Origin of the sequence: Bifidobacterium erythrocebi, assembly GCF_012932675.1 — a bacterium.
GTDB lineage: Bacteria > Actinomycetota > Actinomycetes > Actinomycetales > Bifidobacteriaceae > Bifidobacterium > Bifidobacterium erythrocebi.
This window is the reverse complement of record NZ_JAAIIF010000008.1, coordinates 51,078-72,437: the sequence shown is the minus strand read 5'-3', so window position 1 is coordinate 72,437 and position 21,360 is coordinate 51,078. Positions and strand designations below refer to the sequence as shown.

Genomic DNA, 21,360 nt, shown 5'->3' with positions numbered 1-21,360 from the left:
TCAACGGCGCGGCGCATCGCCCCGCCATATGGCGCTCGTTTACTCGCGCCCGTAGAACAGCCGTTCCGTCACATCGCGGCTTTTGCGCATCATGGCCAGCAGGTCGTTCTCGAAATGCTGGCCGCGGTTCGCGTCATACCCGAGATACACGGCGATGCCGCCCAGTGAATAGATGTCGTCGGGCAGAATATCCGCCTGCGTCACGCGCCCGGACCACAGGTAGTTGCCGTTGCGGGCCGCCGTACACATGCACCATGCCTTGCGCAGCACCGCCGCGTCGGCAGCATCGATGAGCTTGAGCCGTTCGAGTTCGCCCAACGCCGGCAGCGTGGAGTTCACGCGCAGACCCTCATGTCCTGCGGCATGCCGCAATTGCATGAGCTGCACGGTCCATTCGATGTCGGACAAGCCGCCCTTGCCGAGTTTCAGATGGCGATCCCGGCGCACGCCTCGCGGCAGACGCTCGGCCTCCATACGCGCCTTGAGCTTGCGGATCTCCCCCAGCTGCGTCTCGGTCAGATCGGACTGCGGGTATCTCAGCGGATCGGCGATGTTATGCAGGAAGTCCTTGGCCAGCTGCTCGTCGCCGGCGGCGTACCGGGCGCGAAGCAGCGCCTGATGCTCCCATGTGCTGGCCCAGGAGCGATAGTACTCCTCGCAGGAGGCGTACGAGCGGACCAGCGGACCGTTCTTGCCTTCCGGCCGCAGGTCCATATCCAGCTCGATCTTCGGCTCGATGGTGGTAGGCCCCTGCAGGATTGCACGCATGTTCTCCTGCACCTTGCGGGCGAAATCGAAGGCGTCCTCATCGGCAACGCCATCCGCGGGACGGTAGATGATGATCACGTCGGCGTCCGAACTGAAGTTCACCTCGCCGCCGCCATACCGGCCCATGCCGATCACGCTGATCACGGCCGGCTGCTCGTCGACGCCCTTGTCGCTCATCACATGGCGGACCGACCAGCGAAGGGCCGCGTCGATGATCGCGTCGTACACGTCGGTCATGCCGCGCAGGCTCACGTCGTCGGCAATCACGCCGCTCATCCAGCCCAAGCCGATGCGTTCGATCTCGTGTCTGCGCATGGCCCTCATGGACGTGGCGAAATCGTTGATGTCCCATGCATTGCGTTCCAGCGAGGAATGGCATTGCACGTCGAGGCTGGCGCGGCTGCGGCACGTCAATTCGTCGTCCTCGCCCATCCAGGTGACGGATTCGACCGATTTGTTCAGCGCGTCGCCGAGGAAACGCGAATTGGACAGTACGTGGCACAGCCGCTGGGCGGCGGACGAGGAGTCGCGCAGAAAGCCCAGGTAGTCGCTGTCCGAGCCGAAATGCTCTTCAAGCTTGCGCCAGTTCAGCAGACCCATATCCGGGTTCTGCCCCTCGCCGAGCCATTCGAGCACGGCAGGAAGGATGATGCGGTTGATCTTCGCCGCGCGGCTGATGCCGGACGTGAGTGCGGCCACATGGCGCATGGCGGATTGCGGGTCGCCGAAGCCGATGGACGAGAAGCGTTCCTCCGCGGCCTGGTCGCTCAGCTGCACCTGATCCTCGTCGAGCTGGGCGCTGATCGGCAGCATCGGACGGTAGTAGATGTCGAGATGCAGGTGGCGCACCTCGCGGCGGGTCTCGTCATAGCGTTCCACAAGCTCCTCGGGGTGCAGGTGGAACGCACGTGCCACGCGGCGCAGTTCCTGATTGCGGCTCAGCTCGTCCACGTCGATGTCGCGCTTGCGCTCCAGACCGCCGATATTGGCCGCGCCCATATCGGGGAACAGATGCGTACGCTTCAACGCCCACATCTGCTGGCGATGTTCGAGCACGCGTTCGAAACGGTAGTCAGCGGCAAGACGCGCCGCCTGCTTGCGGGACACATAGCCGCCGTCGGACAGCCGGCGCAGCGATTCGAGCGTGGAGCGGGTGCGCAGGCTCTCGTCTGATCTGCCATGCACCAGCTGCAGCATCTGCACGGTGAACTCCACATCGCGCAGGCCTCCCCTGCCGAGCTTGATCTCCCTGTCCTTGAGCGGCGGCGCGATCAGGTTCTCCACGCGCTTGCGCATCTGCTGGCAGTCGTAGACGAAGTTGTCGCGCCTGGACGCCGACCAGACGAACGGGCGCGTCATGTCCATGTAGGCCTGGCCGAGTGCGCGGTCGCCGGCCACCGGACGCGCCTTGAGCAGGGCCTGGAATTCCCAGCTTTCCGCCCACTGCTCGTAGTAACCCTTATGCGATTCGATGGTACGCACCAGCGGGCCGTCCTTGCCTTCCGGGCGCAGTCCACCGTCGATCTGCCATAGGGCCGGTACCGCCACCCCCATGATCACCGACTGGCATACGCGCTGCATCGTGGTGCCCATTTTGGTGCCGATGCGGAACAGCTCCTGGCTGCCGACGGCATCGTCCGCCGGTTCCACGGCATAGATCAGATCGACGTCGGACACATAGTTCAGTTCCTGCGCGCCGAGCTTGCCCATGCCGATGACGACGAATCTCACATGCTCGCTGCCCTCGACCTCGTGGCGGGCGATGGCCAGCGCCCCCTCAAGGGCGGCATCCGCAAGATCGGACAGTTCACGGCTGATGGTGGGCTGGGCGATGCACGGGTCGGGCGCGGTGGCGTCCTGGGCCATAATCGCCGCGAGTTGGCGGTAGTAGGTCACACGCAGCGCCGTGGCGGCGTCCGCAAGCTCCATGGACGACTCCGGGGCGTCCATCTCGTCGGGATCTGCGCCGATGGCGCGGAGCATGGATGCGCGTCGTTGCGCGTGGTTGTACAGATAGGTGTTGTCGACGTCGGATGACGCGGCCTGCACGAGGTCGGGGTGGAACCGCATGAGCTTGCCCATGGCGTCGGAGACACCGAGCACGGTGATCATGCGTTCGAAGGCCTGCTGATCCGGCATGATGCCGTCGAGCGGTTCGCCGCGGCTGATCGTGGCGTTGACGATGGTGACGAGATTGGTGAGCGCGGTATCCGGGTCGCAGGCATTCGACAGCGAGGCGAGCACCGTTTTCAGATGCTCTTCGGATATGCCGTTGGCACCGAGCTGGCCGAGCAGCCGCCGGGCCGCTTCAAGATCCTGCAGCCCTGCGCGAATCAGATCCATGGAGGAAGGTTGGAAACGCTCATTCACAGTCATGCCACCAATCTACTCCGCACGGCTAACCGCGGGGCGGTCACCTGCCGAAAGCGGCCGCCCCGCAACGGCTCAGTTCCGGAACAGTGCGGAGACGTTGTTCCAGATACGACGGGTGACGGCCGGATGGTTCATCGTGTACAGATGCACGCCGTCCACGCCGTGCGCGACCAGATCGGCCACCTGCTGCGACGCGTATGCGATGCCGGCCTCGCGCAGCGTCGCGGAATCGTCGCCCCAGCGCTCGAGCATCGTCTCCACCGGCTCCGGCACACGCGCCTCGCAGGTGGTGCTCATGCGGCGCACCGACTTGGCGTTGGTGACGGGCATGATGCCGGCTTCGATGGGCACGTCGATGCCGGCCGCACGGGCCTTGTCCAGGAAGCGGTAGAAGTCGTCGTTGCTGTAGAACAGCTGGGAGATCAGATGCGTGACGCCGGCGTCGACCTTGCGCTTGAGGTTGTCGATGTCCTCATCGAGCGTCCTGGCCTGCGGGTGCTTTTCCGGGTAGCAGGCACCGTACACCTTGAGTTGGGGCCTGTGCTCGCGGATATAGGAGACCAGGTCGCTGGCGTATTCGAACACGCCGGCCGGGGTCTCGCCTTCCACGCTGTCGCCGCGCAACGCGAGCACGCCCTCCACCTTGGCGGCCTCGAACATGTCGAGCGCCTCGTCGGCGGCTTCCTTGTCCAGGTACTGGGCGGTCAGATGGGCCACGGCGGGAATGCCGTACTCGCCGCGAATCGTGTTCGCGATGCGCGCCGTGGCGGTGCGGTCCTTGGACTTGCCGGTACCGTAGGTGACGGAGATGAAGGCCGGATCAAGCCCCTGCAAACCGTCAAGGGTGTCGTAGATGGTGCCGACGGGAGCGTTCCTGCGCGGCGGGAACACTTCCAGCGAAAACAGCGGTGTGGTCATTCGTGATTCTCCTCTTCACCTCATCGAGCGCAGCCGACTGCGCTGCGCGATGATTCGCGCCAGCCTTGGCGCGAAGTCGAACGATATGCGAACAGGGCCATTCCCATCGAAGGAACGAACGGGAACGGCCCTGCCTGTGATGTGTTTCTTCGCCTTACTTGGCGAGCTTGGCGCGCACGGCCTTGGCCGCTGCCACCAGATGCTCCAGGCTCGGCCAGGTCTCCGCGTTGCCACGGGTCTTCAGACCGCAATCCGGGTTGATCCAGACCTTCTCCACGTCCATCTTCTTCAGGATCTCGTAGATGCGGTCCTCAATCTCCTGCTCGGAGGGGATGCGCGGGGAATGGATGTCGTAGACGCCCGGGCCCGCCTCGGTCTCGAAGTTGGCGTCGTGGATGGCGTCGAGCACCACCAAATCGCCACGGGAGGCTTCGAAGGAGATCACGTCGGCATCCATCGCGTCGATGTCCTTGATGATGTCGTTGAACTCCGAGTAGCACATGTGGGTGTGGATCTGCGTGGTCGGCTTGACCGCGGAATGCACCAGGCGGAAGGCCGGGATGGCCCAGTCGAGGTACTTCTTGTGCCAATCGGTCTTCCTCAGCGGCAGCTTCTCGCGCAGTGCGGCCTCGTCGATCTGGATGACCTTGATGCCGGCCTTCTCCAGATCGAGCACTTCGTCGCGGATGGCGAGGGCGAGCTGCTGGGTCTGCTGCTCGTGGGTGATGTCCTCACGCGGCCAGGACCAGTTGAGGATGGTCACCGGGCCGGTGAGCATGCCCTTCATCACATGGTCGGTGCGGGACTGCGCGTAGGCGCTCCACTCCACGGTGATCGGGTTGGCGCGGGACACGTCGCCCCACACGATCGGAGGCTTCACGCAGCGGGTGCCGTAGGACTGCACCCAGGCGTTCTTGGTGAACAGGAAGCCGTTGAGGTTCTGGCCGAAATACTCGACCATGTCGTTGCGCTCGAATTCGCCGTGCACGAGCACGTCGAGGCCGATTTCCTCCTGATGCTTGATGCAGGCGTCGATCTGGGCCTTCATGAACTCGTCGTATTCAGCCTTGCTGATCTCGCCCTTGCGCAGCTTGGCGCGCTCGGCACGGATCTCCCTGGTCTGGGGGAAGGAACCGATGGTGGTGGTCGGCAACAGCGGCAGGCCAAGGGCCTCACGCTGCTCCTTCTGACGCTCGGCACGGGCCGGCTGGCGGACGAAGTCGTCGGGGGTCAGCGCGGCAAGGCGGGCGGCCACGGCCGGATCGGGAGCGACGCGGGTGCCGTCGAACAGCGCCTGATTGGCCTTGAGCTCGGCGGATTCCTTCTTGGCATCCTCATCGGCATCGGCCAGAACCGCGACCTCGTGCAGTTCGCCGAGCTTTTCGACGGCGAAGGCGAAGTGCTTGCGCACGTCGTCGGCAAGGCCGGTCTCGCCCTCGGTGCTGAACGGCACGTGCAGCAGGGAGCTGGCGGTGGAGACGGCGACGTTCCTGGTGACCTGCTTGAGCGCGTCGACCAGGCCGAGGCTCACGGCGTAGTTGTTGCGCCAGATGTTGCGGCCGTTGATCACGCCGGCGAAGATGGTGGTGTTCTCGGCGACGCCGTACTGCTTGACGGCGGCAAGGTTCTCCTCGCGGCCCTCGTTGAGGTCGAGGCCGATGCCGTCGAAGCCGAGCAGGTTGACGGTCTCGTAGGCGTCTGCGATATGGCCGAAGTACGTGTTGAGCAGCACCTTGACGGCACCCTTACGGGCGGGCAGGATCTTGGAGTACAGGGACTTGAACAGGGAGAGGTCGCCTTCCTCCTTGTCGAGCACCAGATACGGCTCGTCGATCTGGATCCACTCGGCGCCCAGCTGCGCGAACCTGGTGACGACCTCGGCATACACTGCGGCGACGGCATCGATCAGGCCCTGGTCGTATTCGAGCTCTTCGGCCTGCGGGTTGCGGGCGAGCTTGAGGAAGGTGTACGGGCCGATGAGCACCGGCTTGGTGAGGATGCCCAGCTCCTTGGCCTCGTTGAACTCGTCGAACGGCTTGGTGCTGCCCAGCTTGATCTCGGTGGCCTCGTCGATTTCGGGAACCAGGTAGTGGTAGTTGGTGGTGAACCACTTCTTCATCGGCAGGGCGGTCACGTCGCCCTTGTCGCCCTGGTAGCCGCGGCCCATCGCGAACAGGGTCTCCTCGGGGTTGTCGAAGGCGAGACGCTGGTAGCGCTGCGGGATCACGTTCAGCAGGATCGCGGTGTCGAGCATCTGATCGTAATAGCTGAAGTCGTTGCTCGGAATCAGGTCGATGCCGGCTTCCTTCTGGAGATTCCAGTGCTTGGCGCGGAGTTCCTTGGCAGTGGCACGCACCTCATCCAGAGTCGCATTGCCCTTCCAATATGCCTCGATGATCTTCTTGAGTTCTCGGTTCTGACCGATGCGCGGGAACCCGGACACGGATGTGAGTGCGGACATGAATCCTCCAAATGCCTATTTCGGATACGTCATTGAACCCGTCCACCCTATCAGCAATGGCTCGAAACAAGGGTATCAAGACCGCTAGGGTGTCGTTATAGGCCATGCTTATATAGGCAATCCGCACGCATTCGTCTATTCAAAAAACATGCGAAATCACATGAAATCATTCGAAATCAACAGGCGACATGACCGCCAGCAGGTCGCCGTCATGCAGCTGCCACTGGGCGAACGGCTTGTCGGAACCCAGTATCACCAAACCGGCGGTCTGTACGCCGAGATTGAGCAGATCGACCCGATCCGCCTTGGAATCCTCCGAGGCAAGCCACCGCCCGCAGATCGATATCGTCGGCTCGTGCCCGAGCACCATCATCACATGGGTCTTGCCCTTGGCATGGGCCAGCTCGTCGAATATGGCCTGCATGCCGCCGTCATACAGGCTCTGGTGGTAGTCGACCTGCGTCTTGTCGCCGAACACCTTGAGCAGCCTGCCACAGGTCTGCTGCGCACGCAACGCCGTCGAGCAGCCGATGGTCTCGGGCACAAGCTTCATGTCGCGCAGCCCTTTGGCGACCTTCTTGGCCTGCTTCAGTCCCTTCGGCGCCAGCGGACGATCGTAATCGCCGTGCTCGCCCATGGCCTCGGCCTTGGCGTGGCGCATCAGGATCAGAACATGGTCGTACTGCTTGGCCTTCTTCGCGGTCTTGCTCATTCGGCTGGACATCGTGCACCTCTATCGAACGTCATTGTTGCGGGCCGGGCACGTTCAACGCCCGGCCATCACCATCATCTTATCGGCTATTCGCCGTCGATCTCGCCCAACTGGCGGTCAAGGTCGCGCAGCACCTTGCGCAGCTTGCGGTCGGAGATGTCGCGCAGCTGCAGATCCTCCAGCTGCGCCTCGCGCTCCTCGGGGGTCAGGTCGTCGATATCGGTGACCGTGTCCTTGGTGGCGCGGTCCCTCTTCTTGAGCGCCTGGAATCCTTCGGCCATGGCGCGCGAGACGATCAGGAAACCGGTGTGGCCGATCATCTGATGGTCCGGACGGACGGCCAGCCCCTGCGCCTTCCAGCTGCGTTCCAGCGTCTCCTGGATGTCGGGTTCGGTCCACACGCCGGAATCGCGCAGCGCCTCGGCAAGCCTGCTCATCTGCGTGGTGGTGGTGACGTAGCATACGAGCACGCCGCCGGGGGCAATGACGCGATAGGCCTGTTCCAGTCGATTCCACGGGTCGAGCATGTCCAGCATGATGCGGTCGTACGAATGCTCCTCCAGACCGGCCGCCACGGTGTCGAAGTCGCCCACCTTGAGATCCCACCATTGGGGTCGCCGCCCGTAGTAGAGCGTGGCGTTCGCCTCGGCCACGCGCGCGAAGTCGGCGCGCAGCTCGATGGTGGTCAGGGAACCGTCTTCGCCGACGGCATCCAGCAGGTTCACGCTCATCGCGCCGGACCCGGCACCCGATTCCAGCACGCGGTGGCCCTTGCGGATGTCACCGAGCTGGATGACCTGCGCGATGTCCTTCGGATACATGATCTGCGCGCCGCGCGGCATGGACAGCACGTAGTCGGCCAGCCTCGGACGCATGACCGCATACTGCCAACCTCCGATGGCACGGGCGGCCTTCCATGGCTTCGCCGCATCGGTCTGTTCGCGCTTGGCGGTGACCGTGGTGACGACCACGCCTTCGGTACGGCCGATCACATCGTCATGCAGGATCAGACCATGCTCGGTCTGGGTGACGCCGCCGGGCGTCAGCTGCTCGGTGATCTTCTTGCCTTTGCGGTCGGAGAACTGCACCTTCTCCCCCGCCTGCAAAGCCCCTCGTCTCATCCTTCACTCCTTCCAGCCGGTTTCGGCGCCCAATCGCGCCACGTATGTCTTCCACGTCCCGTCCGACCTCATATCCGACAGGGCGTCCGCCACGTTTCTGGCCAGCGTCTTCGACGCCTTCGGCACCGCTATGCCGTAGCGTACGGTTCCGTATGCGACGCCATCGGCCGGCACCGCCACATCGCGGGCCTGCGCACGTGCCAGGCCGGCGAGGATCGCGGCATCGCCAGCCACGGCCCTGACCGTGCCGGTCATCAGATCGGTGACGCACTGCGAGTAGGAGCCACGGCGCTCGATATGCGCCTTCGGCTGTTTGGCTAACAGATGTTCGCCTGCGTTGCTGCCGGTCACCGCGCACACGTTCCAGCCTTGCAAGGCCGCGGTATCCGTCGCTGCCGCGGCGTCCCGGCCACGCACCAGCACGCTCTGCGCGGTCGTCAGGTACGGGCCCGCGAACTGCGCGGAATCATCCGATGCGACGATCGGCTTGCCCGCCGAATACGCCGCATCTTCGGGCATGGGAACGCCGGCCACGACCATATCCACCTCGCCGTCGGCAAGACGCTGCAAGCGGTTCGCCGACGAGACCTGCCGGAACACGATCTGCTTGCTCGCATACCCGAGCTTGCCCGCCACATATCGGGCGACGTTCACCTCAAGCCCCTCATAGGACCCCTCGTGCCAGAATCCCAGGCCCTTCTCGTCGGAAGCCACACCGATGGTGAGCATCGGCCCGTTCGGCTGAATGACCGAGGAATCCGCCTGCCCGGCACCACAGGCGGCCATGCATGGCAGCCCCAGGGCCAAGGCCGTGCAGGCCGAGACCGCCCGGCGGACGAACGCCCGGCCCTGGCGGCGCTTCACTGCATCGATGATCTTCACGAAGGCATGTTCCTATCTGGTTATCCGACTATCTGAAATTACGCGAACGGGTCAGGAACCATGTGACCAGCGCGGATAGCACGACGGACAGCACGACGACCAGCGCGAAACCCCATGGCTTGTCGGTGAACGGCATGCCGAGCATCCCCTCCTGGAAGTTCATGCCGTACATGGAGAAGATGAGCGTCGGCACGGACAGCGTAATCGAGATGATGGTGAAGATGCGCATCACGTTGTTCATGTTGTTCGACACGATCGACGCGAAGGCATCGGTCATGTTCGCAAGAACGCCGCTGTAGATGTTGGCCATCTCGATTGCCTGCTTGTTCTCCGTGATCACGTCGTCGAGCAGGTCCTCGTCGTCCTGGTACTGCTTGATGCGCTGCAGGGTGGTGAGCTTCTCCATCACGATTTCGTTCGATTTGAGCGATGTGGTGAAGTACACCAAGGTCTTGCTCAGCTCCATGAGCATCATGATCTCGCGGTTGTGCATCGAATGGCGGAGTTTGAGTTCGAGCTTGTCGCTTTCGCGGTCGATGATGCGCAGATACCGCAGGTACATGGTGGCGTTGCGGTACAGGATCTGCAGGATGAAGCGCGAGCGCATGAAGGTATTGAACCCGCGTATCGTCCCTTCCATGAAGGGGTGCAGTACCGGGGTGTCCTGCATGCAGACGGTGACGATGAGCGTTTCGGTGACGATGATCGACAACGGGATGGTCTCGTACCAGTCGCGTCCGCCGCGTTCCTCGACGGTGGGGATGTCGACGATGATCATCGTGTAGTCGTCTTCGACGTCCACGCGGGAGCGTTCTTCGTCATCCAGCGGGGCGCGCAGGTCGGCCAGATCGATGCCGGTTTCGGAGGCGACGGAGGCGAGTTCGGCGTCCGTGGGTTCGCTCAGGCATAGCCATGAGCCGCTTTCCGGTTTCTGTAAACGCTCCACTTGGCCGTTAATGGTGCTGAACATCCTCAACATCGTCTCTCACCTGCCTTCCAGCATCCTCCGCGCCGCGCGTGGTTCCCTTCCACGCCGGTCGTCTTTCATTGAACCGAGCCAAGTCTAGCCCTATGGGCACGACTTTGGGCGGGGTGGCTTGGGAGTTGTTCACTTCCTCGCCATGCTCCGTTCATTGTCGCTGTTCGTCGCGCCGTGTGCGCGTGCGTGAGCCGGTTTCGTCGGACCATTCCTCGAACAGCGATTTCGCCGCGGTGGCCGGCAGTGCCTTGATGATGTTGACGATCAGGCTTCGTGTCGCCTCGTCGGTTTTTCTTGCCGCTTCTGCGATGGCGGGCAGGGCTTCGCCCATGTGGTCGGCGATTTCGGCGAATGACGTGTAGCCTGCGGAGGCGATGATGTCGTAGCACTGGTCGACCGCGCGTGCGCGTTCCTCGTTGGTGAATTGTTCCATCCATGCGTCCAGGGTGCGGTCGAGGAGCCGTGAGACGGGGCTGAGTTCCGGTTTGGTGACGAATTCGCCGTTGTCGATGCGCCAGTTCAGTCCCATGTGCTGCATGATGCCGGACACGTTGGTTTCCACGATGTCGTATCGGCTGACGGTGCTCATGAGCATGCCGATGACGGAGGCTTCCGGAACGGTTTTCTCCACGTGCGGCTCGATCGCCTTGAAGGCGGCGCTTTGCGTGACCTCGCGCATGAATCCGGGGCCGTCGTGGGAGAATATGCGCGCGATGTGCGGCGATTGGGTCTGCATGGCTGTGTATACGGCGAGGTTGCCGCCTTTGGAGTGCCCTCCGAGTGCGATGCGCGCGGGGTGCGCGGCGTAGGGGCTTGATGCGCGTTCGTCTATGGACCGGTAGTATTCCACCGCCTGGGTCTGCGAGGGGACGGGGCATCGCACGCTCATGTTGAAGTCCTCCTTCCAGCCGACGAGGGAGTTGTCGGTTCCGCGGAAGGCCACATAGAGCGTGGGGGCCGGCTGCCCGTCTCCACGCATGCCGGCGCAGTCCGTCAGGTCAAAGGTGACGGCGGCGAACTGTGTTTCGGTGCGTTCGTCGCTACGCTGCGCGTATTCGCCGACGCGCAATCCGCGGAATCGTGGACTTTCGGCCATGGCGACCAGCAGGTCGTGGCGTCCGGCGTCGTATTCGGAACCCGTGCAGAACATGGATCCGTAGTGTTCGGCCTGCAGCAGCCGCCATATCGGCACGGTGGCAACGCTTCGTGCGGAGCCGAATGCGGGCACCGTTGCCGGCATTCTGATGTATGCCAGTTCGGAAAGCACCAGCGAGTCCACGGCGCTGAACCGTTTCCGATCGAAGGTTCGGAATTCCGTGCGGACGTAGTCAACCATGTTTCCCATACCCACACTGTATATCCTTCGCGCCTCTCCGCCGCCCGCGCCCCGCCGTGCCCGGGCCGTGCGACTTTACAATGATGGGGTGATGAATGAAGAGACCCGTGCGTTCGTTGCGGCGCACCGTATGGAGAATGTTCGAGATCTGGCGTTGCATGCGAAGCGCGGCGGCCCGGTCGATATGCCCGTGGCGCTCGACCAGATCGCCGGTTGGCAGACCGCCCGCGTGAAGCTTCCGGACTGGGCGGCGTGCGATGGCGTGATCTATCCGCCGCATCTGTCGATGGAGCAGTGTTCGTCGCAGGCGACGGCACGGTACAAGGCCGAGGTCGCGCGGCGGGTGACCGGCGATGACGCTGCGGCGAACGGTTCGCTGGTCGATCTGACCGGTGGGTTCGGGGTTGATTGCTCGTATATGGCGCGCGTGTTCGCCCATGCGACGTATGTGGAGCGGCAACCGCATCTATGCGAGCTGGCCGAGCATAATATGGCCGCGCTGGGATTGCGGAACGTCGCCGTTGTGAACGATGAGGCCGAACGTTTCGCCGGTGCCATGGATCCGGCGACGCTGGTCTTTCTCGATCCGGCGAGACGCGACGCGCACGGCGCGCGTACCTATGCCATCGCCGATTGCACGCCCAACGTGCTGGAGCTCATCGATACGCTGCTGGAGAAGGCGCCGCATGTCATGGTCAAGCTCTCCCCCATGCTGGATTGGCACAAGACCTTGGAGGATTTCGACGGGCTGGTCCACGAGATCCATATCGTCTCGGCCGGTGACGAATGCAAGGAGCTGCTGCTGGTCATCGGCAGGGAACGCCGCACGTCGCCGCGCATGGTCTGTGTGGACGACGGCAGTGTCATCGACTATGCCATTGATTCGGCAGACACTTGCGCGCCCGCCGAGAATGCTCCTGCCCTTGCCGAGGCGCGGTTCCTGTACGAGCCGAACGCGTCGATCATGAAGGCCGGCTGCTTCGCCCTGATCGAGCGACGGTTCGGCGTGCGCCAGATCGCGCCGAACAGCCACCTGTTCACCAGCGTCGAGCCCGTGGCCGACTTCCCGGGGCGTTCGTTCGCCATCGACGCGGTATGCACGATGAACAAGCGCGAGCTGCGCAGTGCGCTCGAAGGCGTGGCCAAGGCGAACATCGCAGTGCGCAACTTCCCGATGCCCGTCGCCGCATTGCGCCGCAAGCTCAAGCTGAAGGACGGCGGGGATACGTATCTGTTCGCCACCACATCACCATCCGGAGAGCATCTGTTGTTCCGCACCCACAAGCAATCATGACGATTCCGGCCGTTCCGCTCCGAATCGATCCTCGTGGGATCGCCATCTCAAGCGGACCGGCCGGAATCCATGCCTAGACGTTCGGCGGCGCTCAATCCTTACTGATGGTCTTGCCCGCCGTGGCACCGGGCGTCAGATCCTGGATCTCGGTGACTTCAAGCACCGGGATGACGGCGGGCTTCTTCGTGCCCCTGGCCTCGGCCACACGGACCTGCTCCTCGTACAGAGCGTCGTCATCGTGCAGGGTGACGGTGCCGCGGAAGCGGTATCCCTTGCGTTCCTCCAGATTCGCGTAGGCGATGACCAGCGGCGACCCGTTGCGCAGATCGCTCATGATCTGGCCGGCCGTGCGCTCGTGGTAGCCGATATGGTTGTCGTCGATCACGAACGTGGACATCTTCGGACCGAGATCCACCTGCCCTTGCGGCGAGACGGTGGCGACCCAGCCAAGGTTGTGCTCGATGAATTCCTTCATTTCGGGGGTGATGGTTGCCATGATGTTCCTTTCGTCGTTGAACTGCATCTACGCCAAGCCTATCGTTCCTGGGGATTCGCCGCACGGCATGGCGGTGTGACAATATTCACGTTGCAGGAAGCCACCCACAGGATGCCTGCCACCGTGGGAATTCGGCCTTGGGAACGGGCCTCGGAGCGCTCCCCTGCCATGCCCGAAAAGGGTCCCGTCTCCGCCGTCATGTGAAAGCCCATGCAGGTTTGCAAAGATTGCAAACTTTTCACCTTTGTCTCAGTGTCGTTCCAGTACCGCTGGCTATGGTCGGGTACCGTGAAGAAGTTTTTCGAAGGCATATCCATATCGCAGATCATCGCGGGCTCACTCGCCGCGATCACCTCGTTCTTTCTGGCCGGCAAGATCGGCATCGCCGGTTCCACCATCGGTGCCGCGGCCAGCTACATCATCTCCACGGTGGCCGGCAAGGTCTACCAGAACGTATTGAAGGCTTCCGGCGAAAAGCTGCAGGAGGCGAACCCGCTGAGCGGTTCATCGGATAAGACGGACGCCACGGATTCAGCCGACTCGCCTGACAAGGCGGAACAGACGAGTGCCGCCGTATCCGAAGGCGCGGCACAGGCCGGAGACGAATCGGACGGGCAGTCCCCGCAAACTCAGGACACGGCCGACATGGCCTCGGTGGAGCAGCCCCGCACCGTCGTATCGAGCGGAACGCTCCCCTCCGCCTCCGGCGAGGACGGCAAGGTGCAGACTTTCGCCCAGGTCCGCCATCACAACGTCAAGCGCATGGCCATCGTGGTGTCGTTGATCAGCGGCCTGGTCGGCGTGGCGATCACCGCCGGCGTGGTGCTGCTGTTCACGCAGGGCAAGGGCACCGATACCGTGGTTCGCGACATGACCGGCAAATCCTCCGTCGTCGAAAAGCCGGACAGCGGCACCGATCAGGACGATCAGGAAACCGACGGTTCGGACCCGAACGAGTACGGCACCCATAGGCAACACAACGGCTACGGCGACGACACGCAGTACGGCTATTCGAACTCCAATGGGCAGAACGGCACCGGCACGGATTCCACCTCCGGGTCGACGAATTCCAACAAGGGTTCCACCTCCGGCACCAGCGGCAACTCCGGGTCAAGCAGCTCCGGCAATTCCAGCAGCTCCGGCAGCTCCACGAACTCCGGCAATTCCGGATCCTCCAGCTCCGGGTCCTCCAGCTCCGGCACCAGCGGATCCGCCGGATCTTCCAGCTCCACGAACTCCGGCACCAGCGGCAACTCCGGGTCGACCTCCGGCACGGATTCCGGCAGCACCGGAAGCACGAGCAGCGGTACCGGCGATTCCTCATCGTCCACCGGTTCCAACTGATTCCAATGAGATGAACGCGTTCGGCCCCCATACTCACCCGAGTATGGAGGCCGAACGTATATCGCCCTATTTCTGGAATCGCCGGGCCACGCCTGAATCCGCGGTAGTCCTCCGGCTTCAGCGGCGTTCCAGCGGATGCCATGCCGAAAGCCTGGGCGACAGCACACAGCTCACCAGCCCGGCAACGGCGACGGCGCACCCCACGGGAACGAACAGGTTCAACGGCGCATCGGCCAGCTCCATCACCAGGCACATGGCCATCAGCGGCGCCTTCTGCGAGGCCGCAAGCAACGCGCATGCGCCGACCAGCGCGTACACGCCGATCGAATTGGAGTGGAACATCATCATCCAGACCACGCCGAGCAGCGCTCCCATCGAGGCGCCCAGCGCGATGCCCGGCTGCAGCACGCCGCCCGATGCGCCGGCCCTGATGGTGAGCAACGTCACCACGGCCTTGGCCACGAACGACAGCGCCAGCACCGGAACGACCGACCATTCAATCGCACTGGAGAACCCCATCTGGGCCGTGGCACGGCCATTGCCCATGACCTGCGGCACCCAGAGCGCCACCACGCCCGTCAGCAGACCGGCCAACGGCAGCGTCCACAGAATCGCCGTACCCGAGGATTGGTGGCTTTCGGCCCACGACGACCCCCTGCGGAAGAGCGCGCCGAACAGACCGCACACGAGTCCGGCCACGATGGCGAATCCGATCAGGTCGGAGGTGAACAGGCCATCCACCTGCCCGATGGCATAGAACACGTGCGTGCCTTTGACCAGGGACGCCGTCCACGACGCCAACGCCGAGCAGCCGAAGGCAAGCGAGACGGTCTCCGCGCTGATGTCGGCAAGCAGGATCTCCGTGGCGAAAAACGTACCGGCCAATGGCGCGTTGTATACGCCGGCGAGACCGGCGGCGGCGGTGATGGCCACGAGCATGCGCGTATCGCGCGGGCCGAGACGGATCCACCGCGCGAAACGCTGACCGAACAGTGCGCCCAGTTCGCGAGGCGCGACCTCACGACCGATCGAGGCGCCGGTGCCGACGATGAAAATCTGCAGCAGCACGTGCACGACCGTCTGCCATGCCGGCATGCGATCGCCGTTCACGGCCTTCTTCACGGACGGCACCCGTGCCGTGCGGGTGCGCAGCAACCACCAGGCGACGGCGGCGATCGTAAGCCCCACGAACACAGAGAGCGCGCGACGCCATGCGGGAACGCCGAATGGCCCAGGCATGTCACCGCTTTCGACGTATCCGAGGAACAGGTGTTCGACACCATACAACATCATCGTGAGCAGCCCTGCGGCCACGCCGATCAGCACACCGATCACCGCCACCGCCACGATCAGCGACGGCAGCCTGCCGAATCGTGGTTCCTGCCGTTCGCCTGCCTCCGCAGTGCCATCGCCGTTCGGCTCTGTCCGCATACTTGCCATTCCCTCTCCCACTGTCGTTCTCCACCGTGCTCTCTCTTTTACTTTCATTCGCGCACGGATGCCGGCTTGTACCGGGTTCCCATCGTTCCACTGCGCGGGGACGCGCGCCGTGCATTCGCCGCTCAGCCCATCCGCTTGCAGCGAACCCAGTAGAACCCGTCGCAGGAACCGCCGGAATATGCGAAGCCCCTACCCTGCTCCACACAACGGCGGAACCGGGTAGGGGCGAGCAAACGCTGACGGCACGACGGCTGGAATTATTCGGCGGTGAGCACGAACAGTCTGGACGAGAAGTCGCTGGCTTTACCGAGCGGTTCGTCATCGCTCATTTCGCCGCATGAACCGTCGGAAGTGACCATGCCGATATGCATCAGCTCGGCCCCGGTGAACGTTCCGCCGTCGATGGAAGATGCCCCGCTGCACGAAACACGGTATTCCGTGTTGCCGTCGAGGCCGCGCAGACGCAGTCTCGTATACCTGCTGTTCGGGGTGAGCAGGATGCGATAGTCCGCCACGATAGCGGTTCTGCGGTCACGGGAAACCACCATCCATGCGGCCTGTTCGTTGCCGTCCGGTGAGATGAGGCGGTGGAAGTCGCCTGTATGGATGATTTCACGGTAGTGCTTGAAGAATTCGACCTGACTGCGCACCTTGCCGAATTCCTCTTCGCTGAGAGTGTTCAGGTCGAGTTCGTAGCCGAATGTGCCGAACATGGCCACATTCGCCCGCGTCTCGATCGGCGTGATGCGATTCGTCTGATGATTGGGCACAACGGATACGTGCGCTCCCATGGCGGACAACGGGTAGAAGTAGCTGGTGCCGTATTGGATCTTCAGACGTTCGATGGCATCCGTATCGTCCGAGCACCAGATCTGCGGCGTGTAGTACAGCATGCCCATGTCGAAACGGCCGCCTCCCGAAGCGCATCCCTCGATGATGAGGTCCGGGAAGCGCCGCAACAGGCGCTCGAGCAGATCGTAGACGCCCAGGATGTAGCGATGATAGGCCTCGCCTTGGCGTTCGGCGCTGCGTGTCACATCGTAGCCTTCGGAAACGAACCGATTCATATCCCATTTGATGTAGGCGATGTTCGCCTCGTCGAGCAGACGGCTCATCTGCCCGTAGATGTTGTCGACCACTTCCTTGTTCGCGAAGTTCAGCAGGTATTCGTTGCGCCCGTGATCCATGCGGCGCCCTGGGGTGTGGACCGCCCAATCCGGGTGCGCACGGTACAGGTCGGAATCCTTGTTCACCATCTCCGGTTCGAACCATAGACCGAATTTCAGGCCGAGATCGTTGATTCTCTTCGACAATCCGGCCAACCCATGCGGCAACTTGCTCAGGTTCGGCGTCCAATCTCCCAGGCCGGCGGTGTCGCCGTTGCGCGCGCCGAACCAACCATCGTCGAGCACGAACAGTTCCACGCCGGCCTGCTTGGCCGTACGTGCGATGTCGACGAGCTTGTCCTCGTCGAAGTCGAAATACGTCGCCTCCCAGTTGTTGATCAGGATCGGACGTTCGCGCCGCTTCCATGGCCCGCGCACAATATTGTCCAGCACCAGACGGTGGAAGGTGCGGCTCATACCGTCGTAGCCCTCGTCGGAATAGGCGATCAGCGCCTCGGGCGTCTGGAAGGTCTCCCCAGGATCAAGATGCCACGCAAAGCCACGTTCGTTGATGCCGACCTGCAATCGCGTGACGTCATAGGTGTCCACTTCGGCGTGCAGGTCGAAGTTGCCGGAGTATTCGAATGCCAGTCCGATGACCTCGCCGCGCTCCTCGGTGGTTCCGGGCCTGGCGAAGGCCGCGACCGGATTGGCGAAGTGCCCGCTGGCGTTGCGCAGCGATTCGATCTGTTGGGTACCGTGGTGCAGATGCTGGGTGTGCGGGTGGCGTTCCCTGGACCAAGCCCCGGTGAATTCGGTCATGTCATAGTCGCTGTCGGGCAGGTCTAGGCTCAGGCTCATGGCTCGTTCCACGCTCAACGCTCCGGGGCCCTTGTTGCCGATGACGACGCTGCGCGCCACTGCCGGTTTGTCGGCGAACACCGTGTAGTTCAGGGTGACGGTCAGACCGATAAGCTTGTCGACAAGGTCGATGCTCAATGTCGCAGCATCATCTTCGCTCTCCACGTAGGTGGCCGGCAATCCTTCGAGCTTCGGCTTGCCCGCACGCACACGATAGCCGGCATAGGTCAGGTCCACCATGTCGGATCCGTTGGGCTGACGGACGGCGATGGCCGGCGTGCGGTAGTCGCCGGTGCCGTATTCGGGGTATTCCTGACGCAGATGCTCGAGTGAGTAATGCAGATCGCCATCGATACGGCATGTCGATGTGGGTCTGTGGGCGAGTTCCACCAGGTAACCGAAGTCCTCACGGTCGGGCACGGCCTTGCCGAAATACAGGCTGAGCAACGTCCCCTGTTCGTCCGCCTTGATGATGTAGCTGATACGCCCGTTGGTCAGATGGAATTGCCGGTTCTGCTCGTTTACGAGGATCGCAGCCCCGCGATCGGTCTGCATGGCTTGCATGTCTTCTCCTTTGAATGATGCGGCATCCACTGCGATGCCCGCTAATCATATGGTAAACATGCCTCCGTTTTTTCTAAACGTTTTACTCTTTTTTACCAATACGTCCTAGATACGCATAGGGCGCATCGTTACCTACCTTTCTTCAGGTGGGAGACGATACGCCCTATGAATCCGACATGGAACCGGCCGTCAATTGCCCAAGGACTACCGGGACTTGGTGATGGTCACGTAGTCGGGAACGCCCATGTAGTTGAAGTCCGCGTTCACGTGCTTTCCGGAGGCGGCGGTGACGTTCTTGTACCACAGCGGGATCACGGGCAGGTCCTTGAGCAGCACCTTCTGCGCTTCCTGATACGTGGACACGGCCTTGTCGAGGTCGGGCTGCGCGGAAGCCTTGTCGATCAGGGCGTCGAACTCGGCGCTCTTGTAATCGCCGTTGTTCAGCCCCTTGCCGTCGGCCTGCGAGGAGTCATAGCCCTGCACCAGGTAGCCTTCCGGGTGTGGGTAGTCGGATTGCAAGCCCGACTTGAACGCCGCTCCCACACTGCGCTCGTTGATGGCGCTGCTCAGCTCCTTTGACGTGGAGAACGGGTACGACTTCGCGTCGATGCCCAGCACGTTCTTGATGGAGTTCACCGTGGCATCGACCCATTCCTTGTCGGTCGAGTCGGCACCGTAGGCGATGCGGAACTCGCCGCTCCACGGGGAGATGGCGTCGGCCTGCTTCCACAGTTCGCGGGCCTTGGCCGCATCGTAGGAGAGCACGCCGTCGGTGTCGAGCTTGGTGCTGTGCCCCTTGATCACCGGGGCCAGGAAATCGGTGGCCGGCGTGACGGTGTTGCGGAATATGGCCTTGGAGATGGACTTGCGGTCGATGGCGCGGCTGATGGCCGCGCGGCGCAGGCGGCCCTCCTCGCCTTGGAAATGCTTGAGGCTCTGCGGGATGGTGAACGACACGAACGACGGGCCCTGCTTGTTCACCGCCTTGATCCGGCTTTCCTTGCGGTAGCTGCTCAGCGCCACCGTGGGGATGCTGTCGAGCACGTCCAGGTTGCCGGCGAGCAGGTCGGAGTAGGCGGCGTTGAGGCTTTGGTACACGCGGAAGTCGATGCCGTTGTTCTTCGGCTTGCGCGGACCGGTGTATGAGGGGTCCTTCACCAGTTCGAGGTCTTCGTTCACCGTCCAGGACTTCAGCTTGTACGGGCCGTTGCCGACGGGCTTCTTGCCGTAGGTCTCCGGGTCCTTGATCGCCTTGGAGCTGATCGGCAGGAACGCGATGTCGCCCACCTTGTACGGGAACGACGAATCCGGCTGGTTGAGTTCGACCTTCAGCGTGCTGCTGTTGACGACGTGCAGGCCGGACAGCTGGGCGTTCTTGTCGCCGTTGGCGTTCTGCAGCTCGTCGTACCCCTTGATGGTGGCGAGCGTGGACGCGCCGACCTGGCCGTTGGCGGCGTTCGCGGCGAACGACCACGACTTGGCGTAGGTGGAGGCGGTGATTTTCTCGCCGTCGCTGAACTTCAGATTCGGCTTGAGCGTGATGGTGTACTCGGTGGCGTCCTTATTGGCGGTGATGCTCTTCGCTTCGACGTACTGCAGCTCGCCGGAGGTGCTGAAGGTGACCAGTCCGTCGTAGATCAGCGAGGCGATGCGCCAGCCTGCCATGTCGTTAGTGTTGCTGGGGATCAGCCCCTTGGTCGGCTCGGTGCTGTTCACGGTGATGATCGAGCTGCGCGAGTCGGAAGAGTCCGCGGCGTTGCCGGAGGTTCCGCACCCGGCCATCATCGTCAGCGTGCAGCACACCGCCACAAGTGCCGTCGCGGCGCGGCGCACGCGACTTCCGGCGGTTTTGGATGCGGTATCGACTTGGGGCATGTGAACCATGCGTAATTGCCTTTCGCTGTGTTCCCGGCGTCCCGGGTTCCGGGCATAGCCGGATGGTGGATGTATATGCTGCCGCCCGACTCTCATCGACTCTCATCGGCTGCGACCGCCGTGACGAAACGAGCGCCGATAACGGGAATCGCGGTTAGTTGGTGTACAGATTAACGGTTTTTGTTGTGCACACGCGGATATCGCTATACGCGAAACTTTGACGAAGACATTGATTTTCCTCATGACGTCGCGTATATGCGGGAAGTCTTCAAGAAGGATCAGCAAAGGCACAGCGGAGAGGACTTTTGAACAGCAGCGCTACGCGCGCCCGGGCCATGCCGCGAGCAGCGCATAGGCCCTGCGGTATTTCGCCTCGCGTCTGCGGTCGGCTTCGCGCACCACGGTCAGGCGCGTGAGATCCATATTGTCCCGCAGGTCGCTCATCTTGACCTCGCGGGCGATGCGCCCGGCATGACGGGTGGCGGGATCGGCGGCATCGCAGGCGGCCAGGATGGCGCGGATATACGCCATGTAATCCTCGCCGTCCCGCCTCGTGTCCAGTTCGACGGCACGCACCACCGCTTCGGAAAAGCCGAGCTCCAGCAGTTCGTCGGCCGTGGTGCCGGTGTCTTCAAGCAGGTCGTGCAGCCATCCGGCGATCTTCGCCTCGCCCGACCTGCACCCTGCAGACACCCGCGCCGGGTGCCGCCAATATTCCGCGCCACCCTTATCCGTCTGACCGGCATGACGGAGACGGGCCAGGCGTTCGGCCCGTTCCAGCATCGCAGGCAATCCGGCGTCCTGCACGCCAACACCCGTCTCCGTCATCG

Annotated in this window: 15 protein-coding genes; 2 read left to right on the top strand and 13 right to left on the bottom strand. The window is 63.0% G+C overall.

Translation table 11 applies throughout. The features are described from left to right. Window positions 1-39: 39 nt before the first annotated feature. The 8 genes from G1C98_RS03850 to G1C98_RS03815 all read right to left on the bottom strand — a co-directional run bounded on the left by G1C98_RS03850 (window position 40) and on the right by G1C98_RS03815 (window position 11,559). Window positions 40-3,144 carry a bifunctional [glutamine synthetase] adenylyltransferase/[glutamine synthetase]-adenylyl-L-tyrosine phosphorylase gene (locus tag G1C98_RS03850; RefSeq protein WP_169079429.1) on the bottom strand — a complete coding sequence of 1,035 codons (3,105 nt, stop codon included), beginning with the start codon at window positions 3,142-3,144 and terminating at the stop codon, window positions 40-42. Between the two features lie 69 nt (window positions 3,145-3,213). After that, window positions 3,214-4,059: a methylenetetrahydrofolate reductase [NAD(P)H] gene (metF, locus tag G1C98_RS03845; protein ID WP_169079427.1), complete on the bottom strand. Its 846-nt coding sequence runs from the start codon at window positions 4,057-4,059 to the stop codon at window positions 3,214-3,216. Between the two features lie 154 nt (window positions 4,060-4,213). Then, a complete protein-coding gene (gene metE, locus G1C98_RS03840; RefSeq protein ID WP_169079425.1) occupies window positions 4,214-6,520 on the bottom strand; it encodes a 5-methyltetrahydropteroyltriglutamate--homocysteine S-methyltransferase in 2,307 nt (768 codons plus the stop codon). A 166-nt stretch (window positions 6,521-6,686) separates the two neighbouring features. Then, window positions 6,687-7,244, bottom strand: a complete 558-nt coding sequence (locus G1C98_RS03835) for a SixA phosphatase family protein (protein WP_169079423.1) — start codon at window positions 7,242-7,244, stop codon at window positions 6,687-6,689. 74 nt (window positions 7,245-7,318) lie between these two features. Beyond that, complete coding sequence (locus tag G1C98_RS03830) at window positions 7,319-8,353, bottom strand: tRNA (adenine-N1)-methyltransferase (RefSeq protein WP_169079421.1); 1,035 nt, start codon at window positions 8,351-8,353, stop codon at window positions 7,319-7,321. 3 nt (window positions 8,354-8,356) lie between these two features. Next, window positions 8,357-9,235 carry a transporter substrate-binding domain-containing protein gene (locus G1C98_RS03825; protein ID WP_169079419.1) on the bottom strand — a complete coding sequence of 293 codons (879 nt, stop codon included), beginning with the start codon at window positions 9,233-9,235 and terminating at the stop codon, window positions 8,357-8,359. Window positions 9,236-9,263: 28 nt separating this feature from the next. After that, a complete protein-coding gene (locus G1C98_RS03820) occupies window positions 9,264-10,214 on the bottom strand; it encodes a magnesium transporter CorA family protein (RefSeq protein ID WP_169079417.1) in 951 nt (316 codons plus the stop codon). 151 nt (window positions 10,215-10,365) lie between these two features. After that, a complete protein-coding gene (locus G1C98_RS03815) occupies window positions 10,366-11,559 on the bottom strand; it encodes an Mbeg1-like protein (RefSeq protein ID WP_169079415.1) in 1,194 nt (397 codons plus the stop codon). 82 nt (window positions 11,560-11,641) lie between these two features. On the opposite strand from G1C98_RS03815, the gene G1C98_RS03810 reads away from it, so the two are divergent. Further along, window positions 11,642-12,844, top strand: coding sequence for a THUMP-like domain-containing protein (locus tag G1C98_RS03810; RefSeq protein ID WP_169079413.1), 1,203 nt, complete (start codon window positions 11,642-11,644; stop codon window positions 12,842-12,844). Window positions 12,845-12,935: 91 nt separating this feature from the next. Here the strand turns inward: G1C98_RS03810 and G1C98_RS03805 are convergent, their stop codons facing one another. Further along, window positions 12,936-13,340: a pyridoxamine 5'-phosphate oxidase family protein gene (locus G1C98_RS03805; protein ID WP_169079411.1), complete on the bottom strand. Its 405-nt coding sequence runs from the start codon at window positions 13,338-13,340 to the stop codon at window positions 12,936-12,938. Window positions 13,341-13,628: 288 nt separating this feature from the next. Here G1C98_RS03805 and G1C98_RS03800 point away from each other — a divergent pair, with 288 nt between their 5' ends. After that, the gene (locus G1C98_RS03800) at window positions 13,629-14,684 is read left to right on the top strand and encodes a hypothetical protein (RefSeq protein ID WP_169079409.1); all 1,056 of its coding nucleotides are present in this window, start codon (window positions 13,629-13,631) and stop codon (window positions 14,682-14,684) included. A gap of 117 nt (window positions 14,685-14,801) precedes the next feature. On the opposite strand, the gene G1C98_RS03795 is transcribed toward G1C98_RS03800, so the two are convergent. From G1C98_RS03795 to G1C98_RS03780, 4 genes are all read right to left on the bottom strand, one after another. Then, entirely contained in the window at window positions 14,802-16,115 is a 1,314-nt protein-coding gene (locus tag G1C98_RS03795) for a chloride channel protein (protein ID WP_417852291.1), read from the bottom strand. Between the two features lie 266 nt (window positions 16,116-16,381). After that, window positions 16,382-18,655 (bottom strand): alpha-galactosidase, encoded by a 2,274-nt coding sequence (locus G1C98_RS03790; protein ID WP_169079405.1) that lies wholly within the window; start codon window positions 18,653-18,655, stop codon window positions 16,382-16,384. Window positions 18,656-18,859: 204 nt separating this feature from the next. Beyond that, the gene (locus tag G1C98_RS03785) at window positions 18,860-20,530 is read right to left on the bottom strand and encodes a peptide ABC transporter substrate-binding protein (protein WP_169079403.1); all 1,671 of its coding nucleotides are present in this window, start codon (window positions 20,528-20,530) and stop codon (window positions 18,860-18,862) included. 318 nt (window positions 20,531-20,848) lie between these two features. After that, a complete protein-coding gene (locus G1C98_RS03780) occupies window positions 20,849-21,358 on the bottom strand; it encodes a phosphohydrolase (RefSeq protein WP_205831881.1) in 510 nt (169 codons plus the stop codon). Between the last annotated feature and the right edge of the window lie 2 nt (window positions 21,359-21,360).